Source organism: Megasphaera indica, from assembly GCF_046614755.1.
In the GTDB taxonomy this organism is placed as follows: Bacteria; Bacillota; Negativicutes; order Veillonellales; family Megasphaeraceae; genus Megasphaera; species Megasphaera intestinihominis.
The window spans coordinates 1-19,612 of record NZ_JBKKJR010000032.1 but is presented as its reverse complement, the minus strand read 5'-3'; the positions used below and the strand labels follow the sequence as shown (position 1 = coordinate 19,612).

19 protein-coding genes are annotated in these 19,612 nt (G+C 50.4%); 13 read left to right on the top strand and 6 right to left on the bottom strand.

Going from position 1 to position 19,612, the window contains the following annotated elements:
* Positions 1 to 446 precede the first annotated feature (446 nt).
* The 7 genes from ACFCTO_RS11755 to ACFCTO_RS11725 all read left to right on the top strand — a co-directional run bounded on the left by ACFCTO_RS11755 (position 447) and on the right by ACFCTO_RS11725 (position 8,523).
* Entirely contained in the window at positions 447 to 1,385 is a 939-nt protein-coding gene (locus tag ACFCTO_RS11755) for an Rpn family recombination-promoting nuclease/putative transposase (protein ID WP_499876939.1), read from the top strand.
* 724 nt (positions 1,386 to 2,109) lie between these two features.
* Positions 2,110 to 2,952: an Rpn family recombination-promoting nuclease/putative transposase gene (locus ACFCTO_RS11750; RefSeq protein ID WP_499876938.1), complete on the top strand. Its 843-nt coding sequence runs from the start codon at positions 2,110 to 2,112 to the stop codon at positions 2,950 to 2,952.
* The gene (locus ACFCTO_RS11745; protein ID WP_303147429.1) at positions 2,945 to 3,211 is read left to right on the top strand and encodes a hypothetical protein; all 267 of its coding nucleotides are present in this window, start codon (positions 2,945 to 2,947) and stop codon (positions 3,209 to 3,211) included. Before ACFCTO_RS11750 ends, ACFCTO_RS11745 begins: the two co-directional genes overlap by 8 nt.
* A gap of 1,176 nt (positions 3,212 to 4,387) precedes the next feature.
* Positions 4,388 to 4,531, top strand: a complete 144-nt coding sequence (locus ACFCTO_RS11740; RefSeq protein ID WP_499876937.1) for an ESPR domain-containing protein — start codon at positions 4,388 to 4,390, stop codon at positions 4,529 to 4,531.
* Positions 4,503 to 6,914 (top strand): YadA-like family protein, encoded by a 2,412-nt coding sequence (locus tag ACFCTO_RS11735; RefSeq protein WP_499876936.1) that lies wholly within the window; start codon positions 4,503 to 4,505, stop codon positions 6,912 to 6,914. The genes ACFCTO_RS11740 and ACFCTO_RS11735 overlap by 29 nt, the downstream gene beginning before the upstream one ends.
* 9 nt (positions 6,915 to 6,923) lie before the next feature.
* Positions 6,924 to 7,103: a type II toxin-antitoxin system RelB/DinJ family antitoxin gene (locus ACFCTO_RS11730; protein WP_303147154.1), complete on the top strand. Its 180-nt coding sequence runs from the start codon at positions 6,924 to 6,926 to the stop codon at positions 7,101 to 7,103.
* 448 nt (positions 7,104 to 7,551) lie between these two features.
* Positions 7,552 to 8,523: a nuclease/transposase family protein gene (locus ACFCTO_RS11725; protein WP_499876935.1), complete on the top strand. Its 972-nt coding sequence runs from the start codon at positions 7,552 to 7,554 to the stop codon at positions 8,521 to 8,523.
* A 511-nt stretch (positions 8,524 to 9,034) separates the two neighbouring features.
* Here the strand turns inward: ACFCTO_RS11725 and ACFCTO_RS11720 are convergent.
* The 4 genes from ACFCTO_RS11720 to ACFCTO_RS11705 all read right to left on the bottom strand — a co-directional run bounded on the left by ACFCTO_RS11720 (position 9,035) and on the right by ACFCTO_RS11705 (position 11,521).
* Positions 9,035 to 9,394, bottom strand: a complete 360-nt coding sequence (locus ACFCTO_RS11720) for a DUF805 domain-containing protein (RefSeq protein ID WP_292262413.1) — start codon at positions 9,392 to 9,394, stop codon at positions 9,035 to 9,037.
* Positions 9,395 to 9,507: 113 nt separating this feature from the next.
* Positions 9,508 to 10,398 carry a flagellin lysine-N-methylase gene (fliB, locus tag ACFCTO_RS11715; RefSeq protein ID WP_302485218.1) on the bottom strand — a complete coding sequence of 297 codons (891 nt, stop codon included), beginning with the start codon at positions 10,396 to 10,398 and terminating at the stop codon, positions 9,508 to 9,510.
* A 2-nt stretch (positions 10,399 to 10,400) separates the two neighbouring features.
* A complete protein-coding gene (locus ACFCTO_RS11710) occupies positions 10,401 to 11,066 on the bottom strand; it encodes a metal-dependent hydrolase (RefSeq protein WP_499876934.1) in 666 nt (221 codons plus the stop codon).
* Positions 11,067 to 11,092: 26 nt separating this feature from the next.
* Positions 11,093 to 11,521: a hypothetical protein gene (locus tag ACFCTO_RS11705; protein WP_020311218.1), complete on the bottom strand. Its 429-nt coding sequence runs from the start codon at positions 11,519 to 11,521 to the stop codon at positions 11,093 to 11,095.
* A gap of 159 nt (positions 11,522 to 11,680) precedes the next feature.
* On the opposite strand from ACFCTO_RS11705, the gene trmL reads away from it, so the two are divergent.
* The 6 genes from trmL (at position 11,681) to typA (ending at position 17,605) form a co-directional block, all read left to right on the top strand.
* Entirely contained in the window at positions 11,681 to 12,166 is a 486-nt protein-coding gene (gene trmL / locus ACFCTO_RS11700) for a tRNA (uridine(34)/cytosine(34)/5-carboxymethylaminomethyluridine(34)-2'-O)-methyltransferase TrmL (RefSeq protein WP_014016444.1), read from the top strand.
* Positions 12,167 to 12,193: 27 nt separating this feature from the next.
* Positions 12,194 to 12,541: a YlbF/YmcA family competence regulator gene (locus ACFCTO_RS11695; RefSeq protein WP_292262418.1), complete on the top strand. Its 348-nt coding sequence runs from the start codon at positions 12,194 to 12,196 to the stop codon at positions 12,539 to 12,541.
* A gap of 46 nt (positions 12,542 to 12,587) precedes the next feature.
* Complete coding sequence (gene murB / locus ACFCTO_RS11690; RefSeq protein ID WP_292262419.1) at positions 12,588 to 13,457, top strand: UDP-N-acetylmuramate dehydrogenase; 870 nt, start codon at positions 12,588 to 12,590, stop codon at positions 13,455 to 13,457.
* A 291-nt stretch (positions 13,458 to 13,748) separates the two neighbouring features.
* Positions 13,749 to 15,056: an L-cysteine desulfidase family protein gene (locus ACFCTO_RS11685; RefSeq protein WP_337507050.1), complete on the top strand. Its 1,308-nt coding sequence runs from the start codon at positions 13,749 to 13,751 to the stop codon at positions 15,054 to 15,056.
* A 23-nt stretch (positions 15,057 to 15,079) separates the two neighbouring features.
* The gene (locus ACFCTO_RS11680) at positions 15,080 to 15,622 is read left to right on the top strand and encodes a flavodoxin family protein (RefSeq protein ID WP_499876933.1); all 543 of its coding nucleotides are present in this window, start codon (positions 15,080 to 15,082) and stop codon (positions 15,620 to 15,622) included.
* 168 nt (positions 15,623 to 15,790) lie between these two features.
* A complete protein-coding gene (gene typA, locus ACFCTO_RS11675; RefSeq protein ID WP_292301614.1) occupies positions 15,791 to 17,605 on the top strand; it encodes a translational GTPase TypA in 1,815 nt (604 codons plus the stop codon).
* A 576-nt stretch (positions 17,606 to 18,181) separates the two neighbouring features.
* Here the strand turns inward: typA and ACFCTO_RS11670 are convergent.
* Together ACFCTO_RS11670 and ACFCTO_RS11665 are read right to left on the bottom strand one after the other, a co-directional pair.
* Positions 18,182 to 18,397, bottom strand: a complete 216-nt coding sequence (locus ACFCTO_RS11670) for a nuclease (protein WP_303149907.1) — start codon at positions 18,395 to 18,397, stop codon at positions 18,182 to 18,184.
* A 17-nt stretch (positions 18,398 to 18,414) separates the two neighbouring features.
* Entirely contained in the window at positions 18,415 to 19,227 is an 813-nt protein-coding gene (locus ACFCTO_RS11665; protein WP_499876932.1) for a BRO family protein, read from the bottom strand.
* Positions 19,228 to 19,612: the final 385 nt, after the last annotated feature.

Sequence of the window (19,612 nt, the reverse complement as noted above, 5' to 3'; positions counted from 1 at the left end):
TTTTAAATTGTTTGTCGAACTTCGTCATACTAAGGCCCCCTATATATACTTTTATTGTATCACTTTATGGAAAACCTCAGTTTGACTTGTCCTATTTATATGCTAGCACCAAGGATTCGCGGCGGGCGCCCCACGTGGCGCCCCTACGAAGGCCCCGGACGGGGCGTTTTTCACGAGCCGAGGGTTACTCGAGACGATGTCGTCATTCTGAGTCTGTTGCCGCGTAGCGGCATCTGAGTCCGAGACGGCCTGCGAACTTGCGGTCTGCGGGGCCGTCGGCCCCAATCTACATTAACGTTTCCTTAAATATTTTGGATTTGATTCAAAAATGATTAGAAAACGATTAAGTTTTCCAGAACTGTCCTTTTTCTGTTGTATCATGGAGGTATGGATATATCCTACTCGTTCTGTTTCATGCTATAATAAAGAAAGGAATGGTGAATCTGTTGAAAAACCAATTGACTGCCAATGAAATCCGCTATCGAACGTATTTCCCGGAGCTGACGGAAAAGAACTTCAATCCCATGAATGACGTTTTGTTTAAGTTCATCTTTGGCCGGCCGGAACGCAAACTCATTACCATTGATTTCCTCAATGCCATCGCCGCCGAAGACCTGGGCCATCTGATTACGGATATCGTATTCACACCGACGGAAAACGTCCCGGACAGTCACGATGAAAAGCTGACTCGCCTCGACGTGGCCTGTACCTTGGATACGGGTGAACAAGTCGACATCGAAGTTCAAATCGTCAATCAGAAAAACATGCAGCGCCGGACCATATGCTATTGGGCGCGCTTATATTTACTGTCGTTGCCGCCCGGTGGTGCCTATCAGGACTTGAAGCCCTGTATTACCATCAACCTGTTGCGGTTCAATTTGCTGCCACAAGAAGACGCCCATTCCATGTGGAGCATTTACAACGCCGAGACGGGCGACCGCCTCAATAAAGATTTAGTATTCCATTTCCTGGAAATCCCGAAATATACGAAATCGCCGAAGAAGCGAATCCGTGACATGACAAAAATGGAACGCTGGCTGGCGTATTTTGCCAACCAGCTCAGTGATGACGAAAAGGGGGAACTGATCATGAGCGATGAAGCCATTCATAAAGCCGTAGATGCCGCCCGGACCTTCCTGCAAAATGACGCTGAACGCCTGGCCTATATCAATCGCGAACTCGCCATCCTAGACTATAACTCGGATCATCGAGATGCCTTTGAAGAGGGAGAAGCCAAGGGACGTGATGAGGGACGTAAAGAAGGCGAAGAGAGACTTGGAATGTTGATGAGCCTTTTATTGAAAGAGAATCGTCATGATGATGTAGCCAAAGCGGTTGCTGATGCTGGTTTTCGTGAAAAACTCTTTAAGGAATATGGGATTTAGTTGGTGATGAAGAGAGGCTGTCTTAATGCGACAGCCTCTTTTTGCTTTTCTTGGACTCAGATGCGGCTTCGCCGCGACAGACTCAAACTGACAACGACGCTTCGAGAAACCCTCAGCGCGTAGCGGGACGCCCTTTGGGCGTCCCCTACGGATGTGGCGTTCCGCCGCGACAGACTCGTGAAATAAATGCAGTTCGCTGGTTGCAGGTCGCAGACCGCAAAAATAACCCCAATCGGGGCATTCGTAGGGGCCGACTTTTAACCTCTCAGACCGCCTTTGGCGGCCAGCTCCCCTATAAAGGGAGCCTTGTACGGCCCGTTGTGAGATTTCATCACATCCCATTCGAGTATAATGGCAGGCTTTTACGAGCCACGAACCACGAACCACGAACCACGATTTTTTCCACGAGACGAGAATCACTCGAGACGATGTCGTCGTTCTGAACTTGTTGCCGCGTAGCGGCATCTGAGTCCGAGACGGCCTGCGAACTGCGACCAGTGGTCTGCGGGTCGTCAGACCCTAAATTCGACGAACGACCTACGATGAACGGCTTTTCGCCCGGCCGATAGGCCCCAATCTACATTAACGGTTCCTTAAATATTCGGAAATTCGATTAAAAAACGATTAAAATTTCTATTTGGCCCTGTTTTGTGGTGTATGATGGAATCGTAAAATTTTTCGTTATTTTTTTGTATCATGTTATAATATAGAAAGGACGGATACCATGAGTTATACCATCAAACCTTGGCAGGACCTGACGATTCAAGATGATTACATGTTCAAATTGGTTATGCGGCGGAAGCCGATTTGTAAACGCATGTTGGAAAAAATCCTGCATGTTCCTATCCGTGATATTCGTTATAGTGACGATGAGAAGACGATGAAATTCCAATATGAAGGCAAGGGAATCCGCCTCGACGTTTACGTAGCCGATGATAAGGGAACCGTGTATGATATCGAAATGCAGGTTCGTAAACCATCGGATGATGGGCTCTATTTACGAACTCGATATTACCAGTCCATGATTGATATGGGATTATTGGAAGAAGGGGCTGATTATGATGAACTCAATCCCAGTTATATTATTTTCATTTGTCCTTTTGAGCCATTTGATAAAGGCCGCCATATCTATACATTCCGCAATGTGTGCTTGGAGGATACAAGTTTTGAATTACGGGACGGTGCGACCAAGATTTTTCTTAGTTCTGTGGGAACGGCTAACGATGTGGCACCCGATGTTAAACGGTTCTTGGAATATGTTAATGGGATTCTCAGTAATGATGCTTTCGTGCAAGAAATCGATCAGGAAATTAAAAGAGTGAAAAAATTAGAAGAAGAAAGGGTGAGATATATGACATATGCCATGAAAATGCAAGAAGAACGAAAAGAAGGCATCAAAGAAGGCTGTGAGGCAATGCAGCATGATTTGGCGCTTAAAATGTTAAAAGATCATAAGCCTATTCATGAAATTGTTCGTTATACAGAATTGACAGAAAATCAGATTCGCAAAATCGCAGCAGAAAATAGTAATGTTTCGTTTGGAGAAGAGAGTGGCAGCCATGTGTAACTTGAGTGAAGGTATCGAACGGCGTGGAGAATTACGTGGCCGTAAACTAGGTGAAGAAGTGGGAGAAAAACGTGGAGAACTACGCGGCAGGAAAATTGGAGAAAAAATTGGACAAGAACGCGGAGAAAAAACGGGAAGAAAAGCGCTCAGTGTATTGCTCCAGAAACTGATGCAAGAAGGCAGAAAAGAAGACGTCGACCGCGTCTTGCAGGACGATGAATACCAGGAACAATTGCTGCTGGAATATCATTTGAAATAAGAGGGTAATCATTTATGACGGCGTTGTCATATAAGACAGCGCCGTTTTGCGTTCTTCGGATTCAGATGCGGCTATGCCGGAAATAAACGAAGTTCGCTGGTTGCAGTTAGCAGACCGCAAAAATAACCCCAATCGGGGCATTCGTAAGGGTCGACCTTTAACCTCTCAGACCGCCTTTGGCGGCCAGCTCCCCTATAAAGGGAGCCTTGTGCGGCCCGTTGCGAGATTTCATCACATCCCATCCGAGTATAATAGCAGGCTTTTACGAACCACGAGCATCTGTCATGGCATCGGCTATTCACACAAGTCGCGGCGGTACGCCCTTTGGGCGTCCCCTACGGTATCGCATACAGGCGATAAAATTTTATGTGGCTGTATGCCGCATTTGTAGGGGCTGTCCCAGTGGGCAGCCCGCCAGAGAGATTTCATCACAGCCCATCCGAGTATAATGGCAGGCTTTTTACGAGCCACGAGCATCTGTCATGGCATCGGCTATTCACACAAGTCGCGGCGGTACGCCCTTCGGGACGTCCCCTACGGTATCGCATACAGGTGATAAAATTTTATGTGGCTGTATGCCGCATTTGTAGGGGCTGTCCCAGTGGGCAGCCCGCCAGAGAGATTTCATCACAGCCCATTCGAGTATAATGGCAGGCTTTTACGAACCACGAGCACCTATCGTGTATCCGGTATATACAGGATTCGCGGCGGGCGCCCCACGTGGCGCCCCTACGAAGGCCCCGGACGGGGCGTTTTTCACGAGCCGAGGATTACTCGAGGCGATGTCGTTATTCTGTATCTGTCATCGCGCAGCAGCATCTGAATCCCGAACTGCGACCTGCAACCGGCGGGGCCGTCGGCCCCAAAATTCGATGAACGACGAACGACCTACGATAAACGGCTTTTCGCCTGGCCGTCAGGCCCCTTATCTTACAAAAAAATCGCAGAAAATTTTTGTTTCACTAAATACATATTTTTACAATTAATTGTATTTATAATATATTAAAATAGTAATAACAAAACATGGGTCAACGGCTTAGTGGATGCTTATAGATGACTATATACAGCTTTATTTTGTGGCTTTATATGCTATAATAAGATAACAGTTTTGTTACAAGTATGCTATTTGTTAGCTGTATAAAATGCATATGAAACAAAGAAAGGAGCTGCTTTTTTATGAATCGAACGTATAAGGTCATTTGGAGTAAGGCTAGACGGTGCTATGTCGTCGTATCGGAATTGGCTAAAAGCCAACACAAATCGTCCAGCAAGAGCGAACACATAAGCTCGAATGTTCACTGGGGGGGGGTATTTAGGTAAGGCGGCTGCAGCTGCCGTCGTTGCCAGTCTGCTGACCTTCGGCAGTTTAGCTTATTCGCCAGTTATGGCTGCGGATAAAGATATCGTGGAAAAAGGTGCCCAGCCCATTGCTTATGATATCAGTCCGGCTAATGACGGGACGAATATTGCTGTCGGCAAGAATGCAAAAGTCTTTATCGGCGGCGGTACGCAGGAATCCATGCTTTCCTTTGGCGAAAAAGTTCATGAAGGCATATTCAGCATGCATATTCATGATAATAATCATGCAAAACAGAATCTGCCGGAAGGCATTGCCGTAGGAACAAATTCTTATGCCCGCACAGGTTCCATTGAAATCGGTGCCCATACACTGGCGGAAAATAAGATTTCCATCGGTGATACTACGGCAGATAAATTACAGCAGTTTGGTGTAGCTTCTACCACGTTGGGGACGAATTCTTATACCGGCGGTGGTTTTGCTACAACTATCGGCAGTTATAATGTACAGAGTAATCCATATGCTGCTACTGGTTTTTGGGATACGCTGAATAATGCAACTAAAAATGCTTTTGCTACGGTTATCGGTACGTTCAATTCCAATGAATCTATGACAGGAGACAGCAGCAGTGGCATAGCTAATACCATTGCAGGTACAGCCAATAAAGTGACGAACAGCAATGGTGCTATTGTTTTAGGTGCTGGGAATAGTGTCAAAGGCTCAAGTGCTTATTTTGATGCCTCTGCCTATAGTACTCATTTTAATTCTGTCACAGAAATGCAGAAGGCTTTGATGGATGGCGTTGCGGATAGCGCAGGCGGTGCTACACTTGTCATCGGCGGTGCCAACAGTGCTGAAAAGACCCAAAATTCACAAATCATGGGTGTAGGGAACTCCATGAAATCTACGACTTATAAGAAGGTGCAGTACAATTATCTGGATGGTTTTGATAGTCACATTACCGATGCCAGCCATGTAAAGGTATTGGGGCAAAAAGTCATCATCAATAAAGGTGCCGATTCTAATACGGTAATCGGTGATAATCGCACGGTAGCAGAAGGTCAGACCAATAACGTCATCATCGGCAATGCAGATGAAACAGCGCCAATCACGACCTTGAACAAGGAAACTGTCATACTTGGCTACAAAGCTAATGCCTCTGTGGACGGTGGTGTAGCTCTTGGCTCTGGTTCTATTGCCAATACCCTGGCCGAAGTCTTTGGTTGGGATCCTAAAACGAATCAGCAGAGTTCTACTGATAATAAAATTTGGAAATCATCTTGGGCGGCTGTATCTGTAGGTGATGGCACTCATACTCGCCAGATTACCAACGTCGCTGCCGGGTTTAATGATACGGATGCAGTCAATGTAGCCCAGCTGAAAGCAGTCATGGAAAATGCGGCACCGAAAATTGATTTCGTTGCCGGCGATGGTATCCAGATTGAGAAAGATTCCACCGGCACCAAGTATACCATCAAGGCTAACATTACAGGCGGTACGACAACTACTGATATTACGACGGTCACACCGAAAGCGAACGGGAGCGGCTCCAGCAAAGAGGAAGGTAGCAGTTCCAGCACAGGTTCGTCGGATGCTTCTGGCCAGGGAAAAGCGCTGGAAGTCAAGACGGAAACAAAACCCATCCATTTCGCTGCCGATGAGGGAACTGCTGCGGTAGTCAAGCCTTCTGAAAGGCTGGGAATTCTTGGCGATAAGACCAATATTTCCACAAAGGTGGATGGTTCCAATATTACTGTAAGCCTCAAGAAAGATATTTCTGTGGACAGTGTCAAGGCAGGGGATACGACCGTGAATAAGGATGGCGTGACCATCCAAGGCGGCCCGTCCATGACTATCAATGGCGTTGACGCAGGCGGGAAGAAGATTACCAATGTGGCCAGCGGCACAGAGGCTTCTGATGCGGTGAACTATGGACAGTTGCGGGATGTAGAAAATAAGGTGGACCGGAACACTCAGGGAATTTACCATATGAATAACCGTATTTCTAATCTCGATAACCGCGTCAACAAGGTCGGTGCCGGCGCCGCCGCCTTGGCAGCCCTTCATCCGCTGGACTTCGACCCGGATGACAAGTGGGACTTCGCTGTCGGCTACGGCAATTATCGCAATGCCAACAGTGTGGCTTTCGGCGCCTTCTATCGTCTCAATGAAGATACCATGTTCAGCCTGGGCACAAACTTCGGCAACGGGGAAAATATGTTCAACGCCGGCCTGAGCTTCAAGATTGGACAGGGCAGCGGCATCACGACGTCGAAGACGGCCATGGCCAAGAAGATTGAAAGCCTGGAAGACACGGTCGATAAACAGGATAAGAAGATTGCCGAACTGGAAGCTCTGGTCAAGGAACAGGGTGAAATGATCCGTCAGTACGTCGGCAAGAAATAGAGGGATATCATGGCACAGACAACGATTTGTATCCGCATCGACGCGGATTTGAAAAAAGACTTTGAAGCGTTTTGCGACTCCATCGGCATGAGCATGTCGACGGCAGTCAACATCTTCATCAAGAAATCCGTCGGGGAACAACGGATCCCCTTCGAGATTACAGCTAAACGGAATAGCGAAAAGTCGTAAAATAAAACAGGGTCTTGTCGCATGTGTGACAAGACCTTGTAAGTGGCTAGCAGATGGCTTTAAATTGAAAGGCTTTCTTTGCAAACTACAAACCCCGTACTATAAAGAAAGGGGACCACGCACGATGGTAGAAAACTTCGTGCGTGGTCTTTTTTTGCCCGCTTTTTCTCGGACCCAGATGCGGCGGCATCTGACTCCGAGGCGACCGGCGGCCTGCGAACTGTGACCGGCGGGGCCGTCGGCCACAAAATTCGATGAACGGCTTTTCGCCCGGCCGATAGGCCCCAATCTACATTAACGGTTCCTTAAATATTCGGAAATTCGATTAAAAAACGATTAGAATTTCTCTTTGACCCTGTTTTGTGGTGTATGATGGAATCATGAGCCGCTCTGTTGCGGAGCGGGAACGATTATTATACAATAAAAGTGAATCTGGAGGTGTGACGTCATGTCCGATTCGGCACAACAGGCCAAAGCGCAGAAAAAAGCGTATGACGAGGTGTGCAAGCGGGTCCTTTCAGAGCGGGGCATCATGGCCCATATCCTGAAGGCCTGCACGGAAGAATTCAAGGATTGTGATTTGCAGGATATTGCCCAACGCTATATCCAGGGCGAACCGAGCATCAGCCGTATTGCGGTGGAACCGGAAGCTATTTCACCGCGCATCGAAAGCGAGCAGACGGAAGACAAATCCGGCACAGAAGGAACGGTCTATTACGATATCCGGTTTCATGCTGTAGCTCCCATTGATGGAAAGCGCATCCAGCTCATCATCAACCTGGAAGCGCAGAACGATTTCAATCCGGGTTATCCCTTGTTAAAGCGGGCCGTCTACTATTGCGGCCGCATGATTTCCAGTCAGTATGGTGCGGTTTTCGTGAAATCCCATTACGAAAAAATCCAGAAGGTCTATTCCATCTGGATCTGTACGATGCCGACGAAAAAATGGGAGTACAATATTTCGAGGTATCGGCTCACGGAAGACCATCTAATCGGTCGTACACAGGCCGAGCGGAGTCATTACGATTTAATCCATATCGTCCTGGTCTGTCTGGGAAGCAAGAGCCATAAACAGCTAAAAGGCATCCTACGGCTGTTGAACATGCTACTCTTGGATAACATCAGCTCTCAAGAAAAACAGAAACTATTGGAGAAAGAATTTGACGTAACAATGACACCGCACTTAGAGAAAGGAGTGGCAGCCATGTGTAACTTGAGTGAAGGTATTGAACGGCGTGGAGAAAAACGCGGCCGTAAATTAGGGGAAGAAGTAGGCGAAAAACGTGGTTGGAATTTAGGGAAGCAAGACGATGTACTGGAAATGCTGAAAGATGGCGTACCTTTTGAAAAGATTGCTCAGTATACTAAGTTATCCCTGGAAGCTATTGCTGACATTGCAAAGCAAAATAAATTGATTTAAAAAATTTAAGGAATATGGCATTTTGTTAGTGATGGCCGACCTTTAACCTCTCAGACCGCCTTTGGCGGCCAGCTCCCCTATAAAGGGAGCCTTGTGCGGCCCGTTGCGAGATTTCATTACATCCCATTCGAGTATCATGGCGGTCTTTTACGAGCCACGAGCATCTGTCATGGCATCGGCTATTCACATAAGTCGCGGCGGTACGCCCTTTGGGCGTACCCTACGGTATCGCATACAGGCGATAAAATTTTATGTGGCTGTATGCCGCATTTGTAGGGGCTGCCCCAATGGGCAGCCCGCCAGAGAGATTTCATCACAGCCCATTCGAGTATAATGGCAGGCTTTTACGAGCCACGAACCACGAACCACTATTTTTACTACGAGCCGAGGGTTGCTCGAGGCGATGTCGTCAATTTGAATCTGTTGCCGCGCATTGGGGATGTACATAGGATTCACGCGGGACGCCCTTTGGGCGTCCCCTACAAATGCGGCCTGCGGGGCTGTCAGGCCCCTATTCTATTTTCTCTTTCCAGCAGAGGAAGATTTCGACGGCCAGGGCGGCGAACCAGATGTTGCGGGCCAGGACATTGATGATGCAGTACCAGCCGGATTTTCCCAGGTCGTGGTAGCGCCGTATCATGTAGGAAAAGTCGACGGGGATGAGGAGCAGGGCGATGAGGCACGAGGCGATGGTGTATTCCAGGGCCTGCGGTCCGCCTTGCGAGGCCAGGTGCTGGAGCCAGATGATGAGGCAGATGGGTACGATACTGAACAGGCGGAAGTGGAGATAGCGTTTGCGGCTGACTTTGCCTTTGAAGTCTAAATGGTTGCGGATGAGTACGCGAATAGGCGCGTCTTCGGCTATGATCAAGAGAAGGACCTCCTTTAGGGATAAGGGATTTTTCTCTACTATAGCACGAAAGACGCGCCTATTTCGATAGGGACGGGCAAAGTGGCCATGGCTGTCACGAAATGCCGGAAAAGTCAAAATTCTCCGGCCGCTGCCGCTTTCTTGAGGAGCGCCACGTTGTCCGTATCATATTCGATTTGTTCCGACCAGCGGCGTACCGCTTCGGGCAGATCGCCCGTGGCGGCGGCTGTGAGGGCGATGAAGTCCGTGCTGCGTCCGGCATAGGTGGCCAGGAAGTCTGACGGGACGTCGGCAAAGGTTTCCAGCTGGCGGTAGAAGATGTAATCGTATATGCGCTGATAGCGTCCGGCCGTCCCGGTGTTACCGGTGAGGACTGTAGAACCAGCTGAATTCGCTGTCTGCGCCTGCAAGGCTTTCAGCTGGGCCGTCCAGGCATCATCGATCGGTTCGGTACAGCCTAAGACGGTCAGGAGCCGTTCATGGTCCTTTTCAGCCGTGGCCGGTTCATACGCAAGCCCTTTGCGGGGAAGGGGATAGTCCAGCCATTTCAGCAACTGGGCCAGGCTGCCGATGGAGCGGCCTGTTTCACTGTCGCAGAAGGTGAGCGGCCCCGTTTCGCTGAGAAGCAGTTCACACGCCGCCTCACAGCAGAGTCCGACGCCGCCGAGCTCGATGGCCTGGCTGCTGCCGTTTTCGACGACCTGGAAAAAACGCGGATGGAGGGCGCAGATATCGCAGAGGATATCGTCCCCGGCCTGGCGGATGAGCTGGCACAGGCCATCTGGGCGGAGAAAGGGACAGTTCCCTTCCGCCGTGAGGCAGAAATGCCAGCCGTCCGGTCCTTCGGCGATATGTTGGCGGATGGCCCCGCCTAAGGGGCCAGCGAGCTGCTGGTAGTAATCGGCCGTCACGTCGTCGATGTCGATGTCCCAGCCCCGGCAGCACGTGTGCTGGCAGGCGCCGGCTTTGCAGCGGAAACGTCCGTAGAAATCAGGAAGGATCATGATTAGAATTCATACGTCGTCCCTGGGTCGACGACCTGGACGGGGATGTTGTATTTCGTTTCCGTGAGCTTCTTGTATTCCTGCGGGTCTGCTTCGACGATCGGCCAGGTCTTGTAGTGGACGGGGATGACGAAGCGCGGCTGGACCCAGAGGGCGGCCAGGGCGGCGTCATCCATGCCCATGGTGAAGTTGTCGCCGATAGGCAGGATAGCGCAGTCGATTTGTCCGAAACGGTCGAGGATTTTCATGTCTGAGAAGAGGCCCGTATCGCCGGCATAGTAGATGCGTTTGCCGCCGAATTCGACGATAACACCGCAGGCCAGCCCTCCGGCAATGCCAGACCCGTGGAAAGCCGGGGTCAGCCGTACTTTGCCAAAGGGAAAATCCGCACTGCCGCCGACATGCATGGCATGGGCTTTACAGCCTGCTTCGCCCGCTTTGCCGGCTACTTCGGCGGTGCTGATGACCGTCGCGTCATTGGCTTTGGCAATGGCTTCGGTGTCGCCGTAGTGGTCGCCGTGGCAGTGGGTGACGATAATATACTGGCAGGCAATGTCTGTCGGACAGACCTGGGTCCAGGGATTGTCCGTAATGAACGGGTCAAAAAGAATCGTCGTCACGTCATCGGAAAGTGTGAATGCGGAATGACCGTAGTAAGTGAATTTCATGATAGCCTCTGCTCCTTAAGGACGAATTAGTCTTTTTCTGTACTGTTCAAACTCCATTTCTTCCATTCTTCGAACCAGCTCTTGACGTGTTCCTGCGGGAGGGAGCCACAGAAGGTGTTCTTCAAGGTCTTGCGGAGTTCGCCTTCTTTTTCGCCGAGAGGATAGACGTCCTTGTATTCGTCATAGACGTTCCAGAAGTCGCGCATGTGCAGGTTGGCGTAGGTTTCGCCGTAAATCTTGTAGCACGTGTCGCAGAGCGTGATGAAGACGGCTTCGTCGTTGTGCTGGTTGGCATCGTCGAGGCCGCAGCAGCGTGTATACAGTTTGATTTTGCTGCCGAAGAGCTGACGCAGGTAGTCGTAGACGTCGGAAACCATCTGGGGCTGCAGCTGCAGCAGCTTACAGCCGGGAGCGAAATACATGGGGTACTGGGCAATGTTGTCAAAGTTATCCATAATAATTGACACCTCTTTCTAAAATAAACAGAAACTTTACATTTCTATTAAATAATAACTATTATTTATAAGTATATCATAAAAAGGTCGGAAACGCAATGTTCCTCTTGTACTTCCTGCATAAATCCTGTACAATATCCCTTGGAGAGTGATATAAGTATGCATATCGTAATGGTAGAGCCGGAAATCCCCGGCAATACGGGCAATGTCGCCCGTTTATGCGCAGCCAATCATATTACGCTGCATTTGGTCAAGCCCCTGGGCTTTTCCATTGATGACAAGCATTTAAAACGGGCCGGTCTCGATTACTGGTCGCTCGTCGACGTCCAGATCCATGAGAATTTTCAGGAAGTCCTGGACAAATACAAGGATCATCGCTTTTTTTATTTGACGACGAAATCGGAACAGTGTTATGCCGATATCCAATTCCAATACGATGATATGCTCGTATTCGGGAAGGAAACGAAAGGCCTTCCGGAAGACCTCCTGAAAGCCAATCCGGAACGCTGCTTCCGCGTACCGATGGTCGAACAGGCGCGCAGCCTGAATTTGTCGAATACCGTCGCTATCGTATCGTATGAAGCGATGCGCCAGCTCGGTTTCCCGGGCATGGCCAAGAGCGGCATCGGTATCAAGAATCTTTAGCATTACAGAAATGATGAGGTGTAGAACGTGGAAATTTATGATAAAGCCCATGAGTTAGAGGCAGCTATCAAGGAATGTCAGGAATATAAGGACCTCGTAGCTGCCGGTCAGGAACTGGCCAAAGACGAAAAGACCAAGCATCTGGTCCGCGATTTCCTCATGCTCCAGGCCCAGCTGGCCTATGCCCAGTCTATGGGGGATAAACCGATCCGCAAGAAGATCGACCATCTCAACCAGATGGCAGAGTTCATTAAAAACAATCAGACCGCTGTGGAATATTTGAACCATTATAATAAATGGCAGTCCATGGCTGGCGAAGTGTTCCAGATTATTCAAAATGCAATGGCAGAAGGAATGAGCATCCTTGATCAATAAATATGCACTGACGACTTTCGTCTCCGAATTAAGTATCTCCGTTCCCATGGAACGGATCCTGCTGGACGAACCGATGAGCGAACACACGACCTTTGCCGTCGGCGGTCCGGCTGACGTCCTGATCCTGCCGGAATCGGTTAAGGAAATGTCGCTGGCCATCCGGGCAGCCCGGCGGCTGGACCTGCCGGTCACCGTCCTCGGCGGAGGCTCGAACGTCCTCGTCCGCGACGGGGGTATCCGCGGCGTCGTCATCCAGCTGAACACGATGAAGAAAGTATTGGCCTGCCACGACCGGAAGATCATGGCCAGTGCCGGTTTCATGCTGAAGGACGTCTGTCAGTTCGCCCAGGAAAACAGCCTGACAGGCATCGAATTCGCCTGCGGTATTCCTGGGACCTTGGGCGGTGCCGTCTTCATGAACGCCGGTGCCTACGACGGGGAAATGAGCCACGTCGTATCGCGGGTCCGCACGGTCAACAGTACGGGCGGCGTCCATACGTATGATGCACCGAACCTGGGCTTTTCTTATCGCCAGAGCCGCTTCCAGAAATCCCAGGAATTCGTCGTCGAAGTCGAATTGACCTTGCGCAGCGGTGACCCCAAGGAAATCCAGGCCCGCATGGATGACCTCATGAACCGCCGCCGCAGCAAGCAGCCTTTGGAAATGCACAGCGCCGGCAGTACCTTCAAGCGGCCGCCGGGATACTATGCCGGGACCCTCATCGACCAGACAGGCCTCAAAGGCCTCTCCTGCGGCGATGCCCAGGTCTCGATGAAACACGCCGGCTTCGTCGTCAACACGGGCCACGCATCGGCCCGGGATGTCCTCAACGTCATCCACGAAGTCCAGAAACGCGTCGAAAAGGCCCACGGTGTCCACCTGGAACCGGAAGTCCGCATCATCGGCGAAGATTAAGAAGTTAAAAGGGAATGTCGCACGAAGGCTTCTGCCGTCATGCGAGATTCCTTTCTCTTTAATGTTTGTAGTACGGAGTTTGTAGTTTGCAGAAGAGGGCTTTAAATTTAAAAACCTTCACTAAAAACTACAAACTGCAAACTTAATACTCAAAAAGAGGCTGTCTTAATGCGACAGCCTCTTTTTTTATCATATTGTTTTCTCATAGGAATCATGCTATGATAGTATTAGAAAGACACGTGATACGATTTACGTTATGATACCCATTTATAAGAGAAAGCAGGGATAATTATGGATAAAAGTGCTATGTGGAACAAGATGATCAGCATCATCAAGCAGGATGTGACGCCGGCGACGGGCTGTACGGAACCGATTGCCCTGGCTTATGCGGCGGCGACGGCGGCCCGGGAATTGGGCGAAGCCGTGCGCTTCGTCGATGCCCGCGTGTCGGCGAATCTGATGAAGAACGGCATGGGCGTCACCGTACCGGGCACGGGGACGCCGGGGCTCTATATTGCCGCTGCCGTCGGCGCCCTCGGCGGGGACGCCGGAGCGGGATTACAGGTCCTGAAGGCCTTGACGCCAGACGTCGTCGCCTTGGGCAAACAGTACGTCGCCGATGGTAAAGTCACCGTGTCCGTCCGGGAAGATACGCCTCATGTCCTCTATGCCGAAGCCGTCGTCTATGGCGAAAACCACCGCGTCCGCGTCGTCATCACCGACGACCATACGAACATCGTCTTCGTGGAAAAGGATGGCCAGGTCCTCTTGGACCAGCGGACGGAAGCGGGGAGCGGGGAAGACCCGAAAATCGCTTTTCTCCATACGCTGACCCTGGCGGACATCGTCGATTTTGCCGAACACGTGCCGCTGGCCGACATCGCCTTCCTGCAGGAGGCGGAACGGCTCAACGACCAGCTGTCGCAGGAGGGCCTGACGGGGAAATATGGCCTGAAGATCGGCTATACCTTGCATCAGATGGTCGATAAAGACTTATTGTCCGATGATTTGTCCCATCGCATCCAGATCCGCACGGTCGCCGCTTCCGATGCCCGCATGGGCGGGGCGGCTTTCCCGGCTATGACCAATTCCGGTTCCGGCAATCAGGGCATCGCCGCGACAGAACCCGTGACGGTCGTCGCCGATTCGCTCGGCGTCACGCCGGAACGGCGGCTGCGGGCGCTGGCCTTGTCCAGCATGGTCGCCATTTATGCCCACGGCTATCTGCCGAAATTATCGGCTTTCTGTGCTACCGTCACGGCTTCCATGGGGGCGGCTGCCGGCATGGCCTGGCTGCTGGCCGAAAAGGACCCGCTGCAGGTCATCGAAAAGGCCCTGGCCACCATGTCCGGGTCCATCGTCGGCATGGTCTGCGACGGTGCGGCCAACAGTTGCTCCATGAAGGTGTCGGCGTCGGTCCATGCGGCCTATGAAGCGGTCCTCCTGGCCCTCAATGACGTGCGCGTCCAGGGTACGGACGGCTTAGTGGCCAATGCAGCCGAAGAATGTCTGAAGAACGTCGGCCTCCTGGCTTCCCGCGGGATGCAGCAGACAGACGATGAAATCTTAAAGATCATGCTTCAGAAAAATAAAGCCTAGTTTTCGTGAAAGGGTGTTGCTTTATGACTAAAAAAGTTCTCATCTTGTCCTCCAGCCTGTGTCCTAACAGCAATTCGGAACAGCTGGCCCGTGAAGCAGGCCGCGGGGCTGTCGAAGCCGGTCATGACGTCGAAGTCCTCAGCCTGGCCGGCCGGGACCTCCGCTATTGCGAAGGCTGCATGGCTTGTCACCGCTTGCTCTACTGCCCCATTCAGGATGATGCCAATGACCTCATCAAAAAGGTCCAGGAAGCCGATGTCGTCGTCTTTGCTTCTCCTATCTATTATTATGACATCTGCGGCCAGCTAAAGGCCTTCCTCGATAGGACCAATCCGCTCTACGGCCAGCCTTACCGCTTCCGTGATATTTACCTCATTACCGTATCGGCCGACGACGCGCCGGACACGGCAAAACGGGCCGTATCGACGCTCGATGGCTGGATCTGCTGCTTCGACAAAGCCCGTTATGCCGGTGGCTTCAACGCCGGCGGCATGAGCGAAGCCAACGTGGCCGGTACCCATCCGGAATGGATGCAGAAAGCCTACGAATTAGGAAAATCTATTTGATAACTTCACCGTGATAACTCACCGCCTGCTGATCATCTATTCGACAGGCGGTTTTGCTTGATAAAAAAAATAAGCTAAATTTCCCAAAAACTATTCCATATATGATGCTAATGTGGTAAAATAACCTAGTTATAACCTAATATTTGTTAATGAGAGAGAGGACATTAGATGGAACGCAAAGATATTCGTAATATTGCAATTATTGCCCACGTCGACCATGGTAAAACGACATTGGTCGATGCCATGCTCAAACAGAGCCATGTTTTCCGTTCTAACGAAAAAGTTGAAGAACGTGTCATGGACTCTGGGGATATTGAACGTGAACGCGGCATTACAATCTTGTCCAAAAATACATCTGTCATGCACGAAGGCGTCAAGATCAACATCGTCGACACCCCGGGGCATGCTGACTTCGGCGGCGAAGTAGAACGTGTACTGAACATGGTAGACGGCGTACTGCTCCTCGTCGATGCTTTTGAAGGCCCGATGCCGCAGACGAAATACGTTCTGCGCAAGGCTTTGGAACAGAAATTGAAACCGATCGTCGTCATCAACAAAATCGACAAACCCGGTGCCCGTGTCGCTGAAGTCGAAGACGAAGTACTCGAATTGTTCATGGAACTCGACGCTACGGACGAACAGCTCGATTTCCCTGTCGTCTATGCAAACGGCCGTGACGGCATTGCTAAATACTCCATGGATGACGACAGCGACAACCTCGAACCGTTGTTCAAGACCATCATCAAATACTGCCCGTGCCCGAAAGGCGACGCTGAAGGCCCGCTGCAGTTCATGGTCACGACCTTGGACTACGATGATTATGTCGGTAAAATCGCTATCGGCCGTATTGTCCGCGGTAAGATGCATCCGAACCAGGCTGTCGTCGTCACTGACGGCGAAAGCCAGCGTAAAGCCAAGATTGGCCGCGTCTATACCTATGAAGGCCTGAAACGTGTCGAACAGGACGAAGCTGCTATGGGCGAAATCGCCTGCATCGTCGGCATCCCGGACCTCAAGATCGGCGAAACCGTTACGGACCCGCAGAACCCGGAAGCTTTGCCGAAAATCAACATCGACGAACCGACGCTGTCCATGATTTTCTACGTCAACGACAGCCCCTTTGCCGGCCAGGAAGGGGAATACGTTACCAGCCGTCACCTCCGCGACCGCCTGTTCCGCGAAGTCCAGACCAACGTATCCCTGCGCGTCGAAGAAACCGACAGCGCCGATGCCTTCAAAGTATCGGGCCGTGGCGAACTCCACATCGCTGTCCTCATCGAAGAAATGCGCCGTCAGGGCTATGAACTCCAGATTGGCAAACCGAGCGTCATCACCAAGGAAATCAACGGCCAGAAATGCGAACCGCTGGAAGCCCTCACCATCGACGTTCCGCCTGAATTCATGGGCGCTGTCATGGAAAAACTCGGTACCCGTAAAGCCGAAATGGTCAACATGACCGACATTTCCGGTTACACCCGTCTGGAATTCATCATTCCGGCCCGCGGCCTCATCGGCTTCCGCAGCGAATTCCTCACCGCTACCAAGGGCAATGGCATCATGTACCACGTCTTCCACGGCTATGCTCCCTGGAAAGGCGAAATCCCGGGCCGTACCCGCGGCAGCTTAGTTGCCTTTGAATCGGGCACGACGACGGGCTATGGCATCTTCAACTTGCAGGACCGCGGCACGATGTTCATCAAACCGGGTGAAGAAATCTATCTTGGCCAGGTCGTAGGCGAAAGCAACCGCGACGTCGACATCGACGTCAACCCGTGCAAGAAGAAACACTTGACCAACACCCGTTCCTCCGCATCGGATGAAGCACTCCGCCTCACGCCGCCGCAGGAAATGGGCTTGGAAAAATCCCTGGAATGGATCAACGACGACGAACTCGTAGAAGTTACGCCGAAGAGCATCCGTATCCGTAAAGCCATCCTCGACAAACATGATCGTAAAAAAGCAATGCGCCGTGCGCAGCAGTAAGCTTTTGCTTTGAAATAAAAAAAGGAGCTGTTCCAATGGGACGGCTCCTTTTTTGTTGCTTGCATAGTGACAGAAATATAGAAAAAAGCGCACTGATAAGTTCCATGAATGGCTTATCAGTGCGCTTTTGATTTGGCGGAGCGGGTGGGATTCGAACCCATGAGACCTTTCGGCCTAACTGATTTCGAGTTGGTTGGGGCGGATATCCCAGAGAATCATAGCGTATCCCAGAGCGCAGTAAATAGCCATTACCGCGAAAACCTTGATTCTTATGCGGTCGATTTTTCCGGCTCAAGGGTGGACAACAGGGTGGACAGCATTAGCCCAGGGGCATATAACATGAAAGGCCTTGTATCTCTTAGGATACAAGGCCTTTCTGATTTAGGCGTGGAGTTTCACCACAATGTCCATAATCTTAGGTGCGGGAAAACCGCTGTGTTTAAAGAGCCTCTGCAAAACAGAAGCTCTTTTTTGTTGCACCGCAACATAAACATATTATTTGGGATTCATAGCCCAATTTATGATTCTATGCTACTTCAAATGACATAAACTGTCAAGCGATGCTGATTGAAACAGTTAAGGCTTACATACGCCGCAAGGAACGTACCCCTCGGCAAGGGCTTCATCGCGGGACTCGATGGGTACGAAGTTTTCGGGATGTTTGATGGTACGACAGGTTGTGTAATGGAATTTCATGGAACGGGGATTGCCCAGGTAATCGGCGGCAAAGGCTGTACCGACTGAGGACAATACGCAAATCATAGCCAGGACCAGGGTAAGTTTCTTCATCATAGGATTCATCCTTTCTTTTATTTTTTCTTCAGCTGATTTTTTCTTTCGTGTTCAATCTGCTTGATGCTTTTATCAGGAGTAGGGAGGTTTTCTGGCATGGTTCCGCCTAATGATTCAATAGCCTTGCGGACGGTATACCCGACTTCGAAATGAGCTTTATTGGCTTCTTCTTTGGACTGAATATTTTCACGCCGTAATTTGGCTTCTGCCTGTGTAATACGGAAGAGGTTGGCGCCCAGTTCCTCGCTGCCCATATTATCTAAAATATCCTCGCTTTTCTTCAATCCTTTGCGGCGCTTAATGGCGGCTGCTGTTTCTCCATCGTACAGCCCCATATAGCCGCTGTTCTGGAACCTTGCAAATTCTTGGTTTGTCGAAACGCCGGCATCTTGGGCCGCCTTTGCCAGCGATTTATTATGTTCGCGGACGTCATCGCGAGCCCGTATCCGCGTGTCTATTTCTTCTTGCAGTTTTTTCGCATCGGCAAGATCCAGAAGATGATCAGCGCCCGTTTGTGCCAACCAGATTTTGAAAGGTTCAGCCTTCGGAGAGGGGATGGATTGGATAATTCGCAAAAGTTGTTCTGTATTGGCCGCAAGTGTTTTTCTATGTTTTCCTGTTTGCGTTTCCATAGTTACCTGGGGACAATTTGTCCCTATGTAGTTACCGAGTTCCGTATCACGTTTGCGCATCTTCTTTAGATAGTCCGTGGGATTTGCACTATCTGTTAGTGCCGCTACTACATCAATGACAGAATAATACCACTGTTCCTCGTCTGGATTCCATACAGAGCGTATATATTGTGATTCAAAAAGTTTGAGTTCGTTCATAAATGGCCTCCATAAAATATAACAAATCCTCTGGGTTCAGCGATTCTGGGACAACTAGCCCTTTTCTAAGCATCTAAAAATTAATATGGGAATAATGGTGCCATTAGAAGACTGGTCGTCGTATAGGAGCTTGGCCATAGCCGCAAGCTGGTCTAATCCCGTACGAAGCTCGCCTTTCATCGGGCGAGGGGCAGGTTTCCCTGTATCTAATATGCCGACGATATCCCAGTCACCAGGAAGATCTACTCCATATATCGACGCAATATCTTTATAGCAGCAGTTTACAACTTTTTGAACAAATAAATATCGCGTAACCACACCTTTGAAGTATAATGAATCTGCTAAAACACATCATCTCAAAGGAGTTACGCGATGAATTCATTAT

What these genes read in the sequence shown, in the direction of transcription:
- ACFCTO_RS11685 (WP_337507050.1), top strand. Translation starts at nt 13,749, where the DNA reads ATGGATAAAAGTGCTATGTGGAACAAGATGATCAGCATCATCAAGCAG.
- ACFCTO_RS11735 (WP_499876936.1), top strand. Translation starts at nt 4,503, where the DNA reads ATGTTCACTGGGGGGGGGTATTTAGGTAAGGCGGCTGCAGCTGCCGTC.
- ACFCTO_RS11665 (WP_499876932.1), bottom strand. Translation starts at nt 19,227, where the DNA reads ATGAACGAACTCAAACTTTTTGAATCACAATATATACGCTCTGTATGG.
- ACFCTO_RS11725 (WP_499876935.1), top strand. Translation starts at nt 7,552, where the DNA reads ATGTCCGATTCGGCACAACAGGCCAAAGCGCAGAAAAAAGCGTATGAC.
- ACFCTO_RS11670 (WP_303149907.1), bottom strand. Translation starts at nt 18,397, where the DNA reads ATGATGAAGAAACTTACCCTGGTCCTGGCTATGATTTGCGTATTGTCC.
- murB (WP_292262419.1), top strand. Translation starts at nt 12,588, where the DNA reads ATGGAACGGATCCTGCTGGACGAACCGATGAGCGAACACACGACCTTT.
- trmL (WP_014016444.1), top strand. Translation starts at nt 11,681, where the DNA reads ATGCATATCGTAATGGTAGAGCCGGAAATCCCCGGCAATACGGGCAAT.
- ACFCTO_RS11730 (WP_303147154.1), top strand. Translation starts at nt 6,924, where the DNA reads ATGGCACAGACAACGATTTGTATCCGCATCGACGCGGATTTGAAAAAA.
- typA (WP_292301614.1), top strand. Translation starts at nt 15,791, where the DNA reads ATGGAACGCAAAGATATTCGTAATATTGCAATTATTGCCCACGTCGAC.
- fliB (WP_302485218.1), bottom strand. Translation starts at nt 10,398, where the DNA reads ATGATCCTTCCTGATTTCTACGGACGTTTCCGCTGCAAAGCCGGCGCC.
- ACFCTO_RS11745 (WP_303147429.1), top strand. Translation starts at nt 2,945, where the DNA reads ATGTGTAACTTGAGTGAAGGTATCGAACGGCGTGGAGAATTACGTGGC.
- ACFCTO_RS11710 (WP_499876934.1), bottom strand. Translation starts at nt 11,066, where the DNA reads ATGAAATTCACTTACTACGGTCATTCCGCATTCACACTTTCCGATGAC.
- ACFCTO_RS11740 (WP_499876937.1), top strand. Translation starts at nt 4,388, where the DNA reads ATGAATCGAACGTATAAGGTCATTTGGAGTAAGGCTAGACGGTGCTAT.
- ACFCTO_RS11705 (WP_020311218.1), bottom strand. Translation starts at nt 11,521, where the DNA reads ATGGATAACTTTGACAACATTGCCCAGTACCCCATGTATTTCGCTCCC.
- ACFCTO_RS11750 (WP_499876938.1), top strand. Translation starts at nt 2,110, where the DNA reads ATGAGTTATACCATCAAACCTTGGCAGGACCTGACGATTCAAGATGAT.
- ACFCTO_RS11680 (WP_499876933.1), top strand. Translation starts at nt 15,080, where the DNA reads ATGACTAAAAAAGTTCTCATCTTGTCCTCCAGCCTGTGTCCTAACAGC.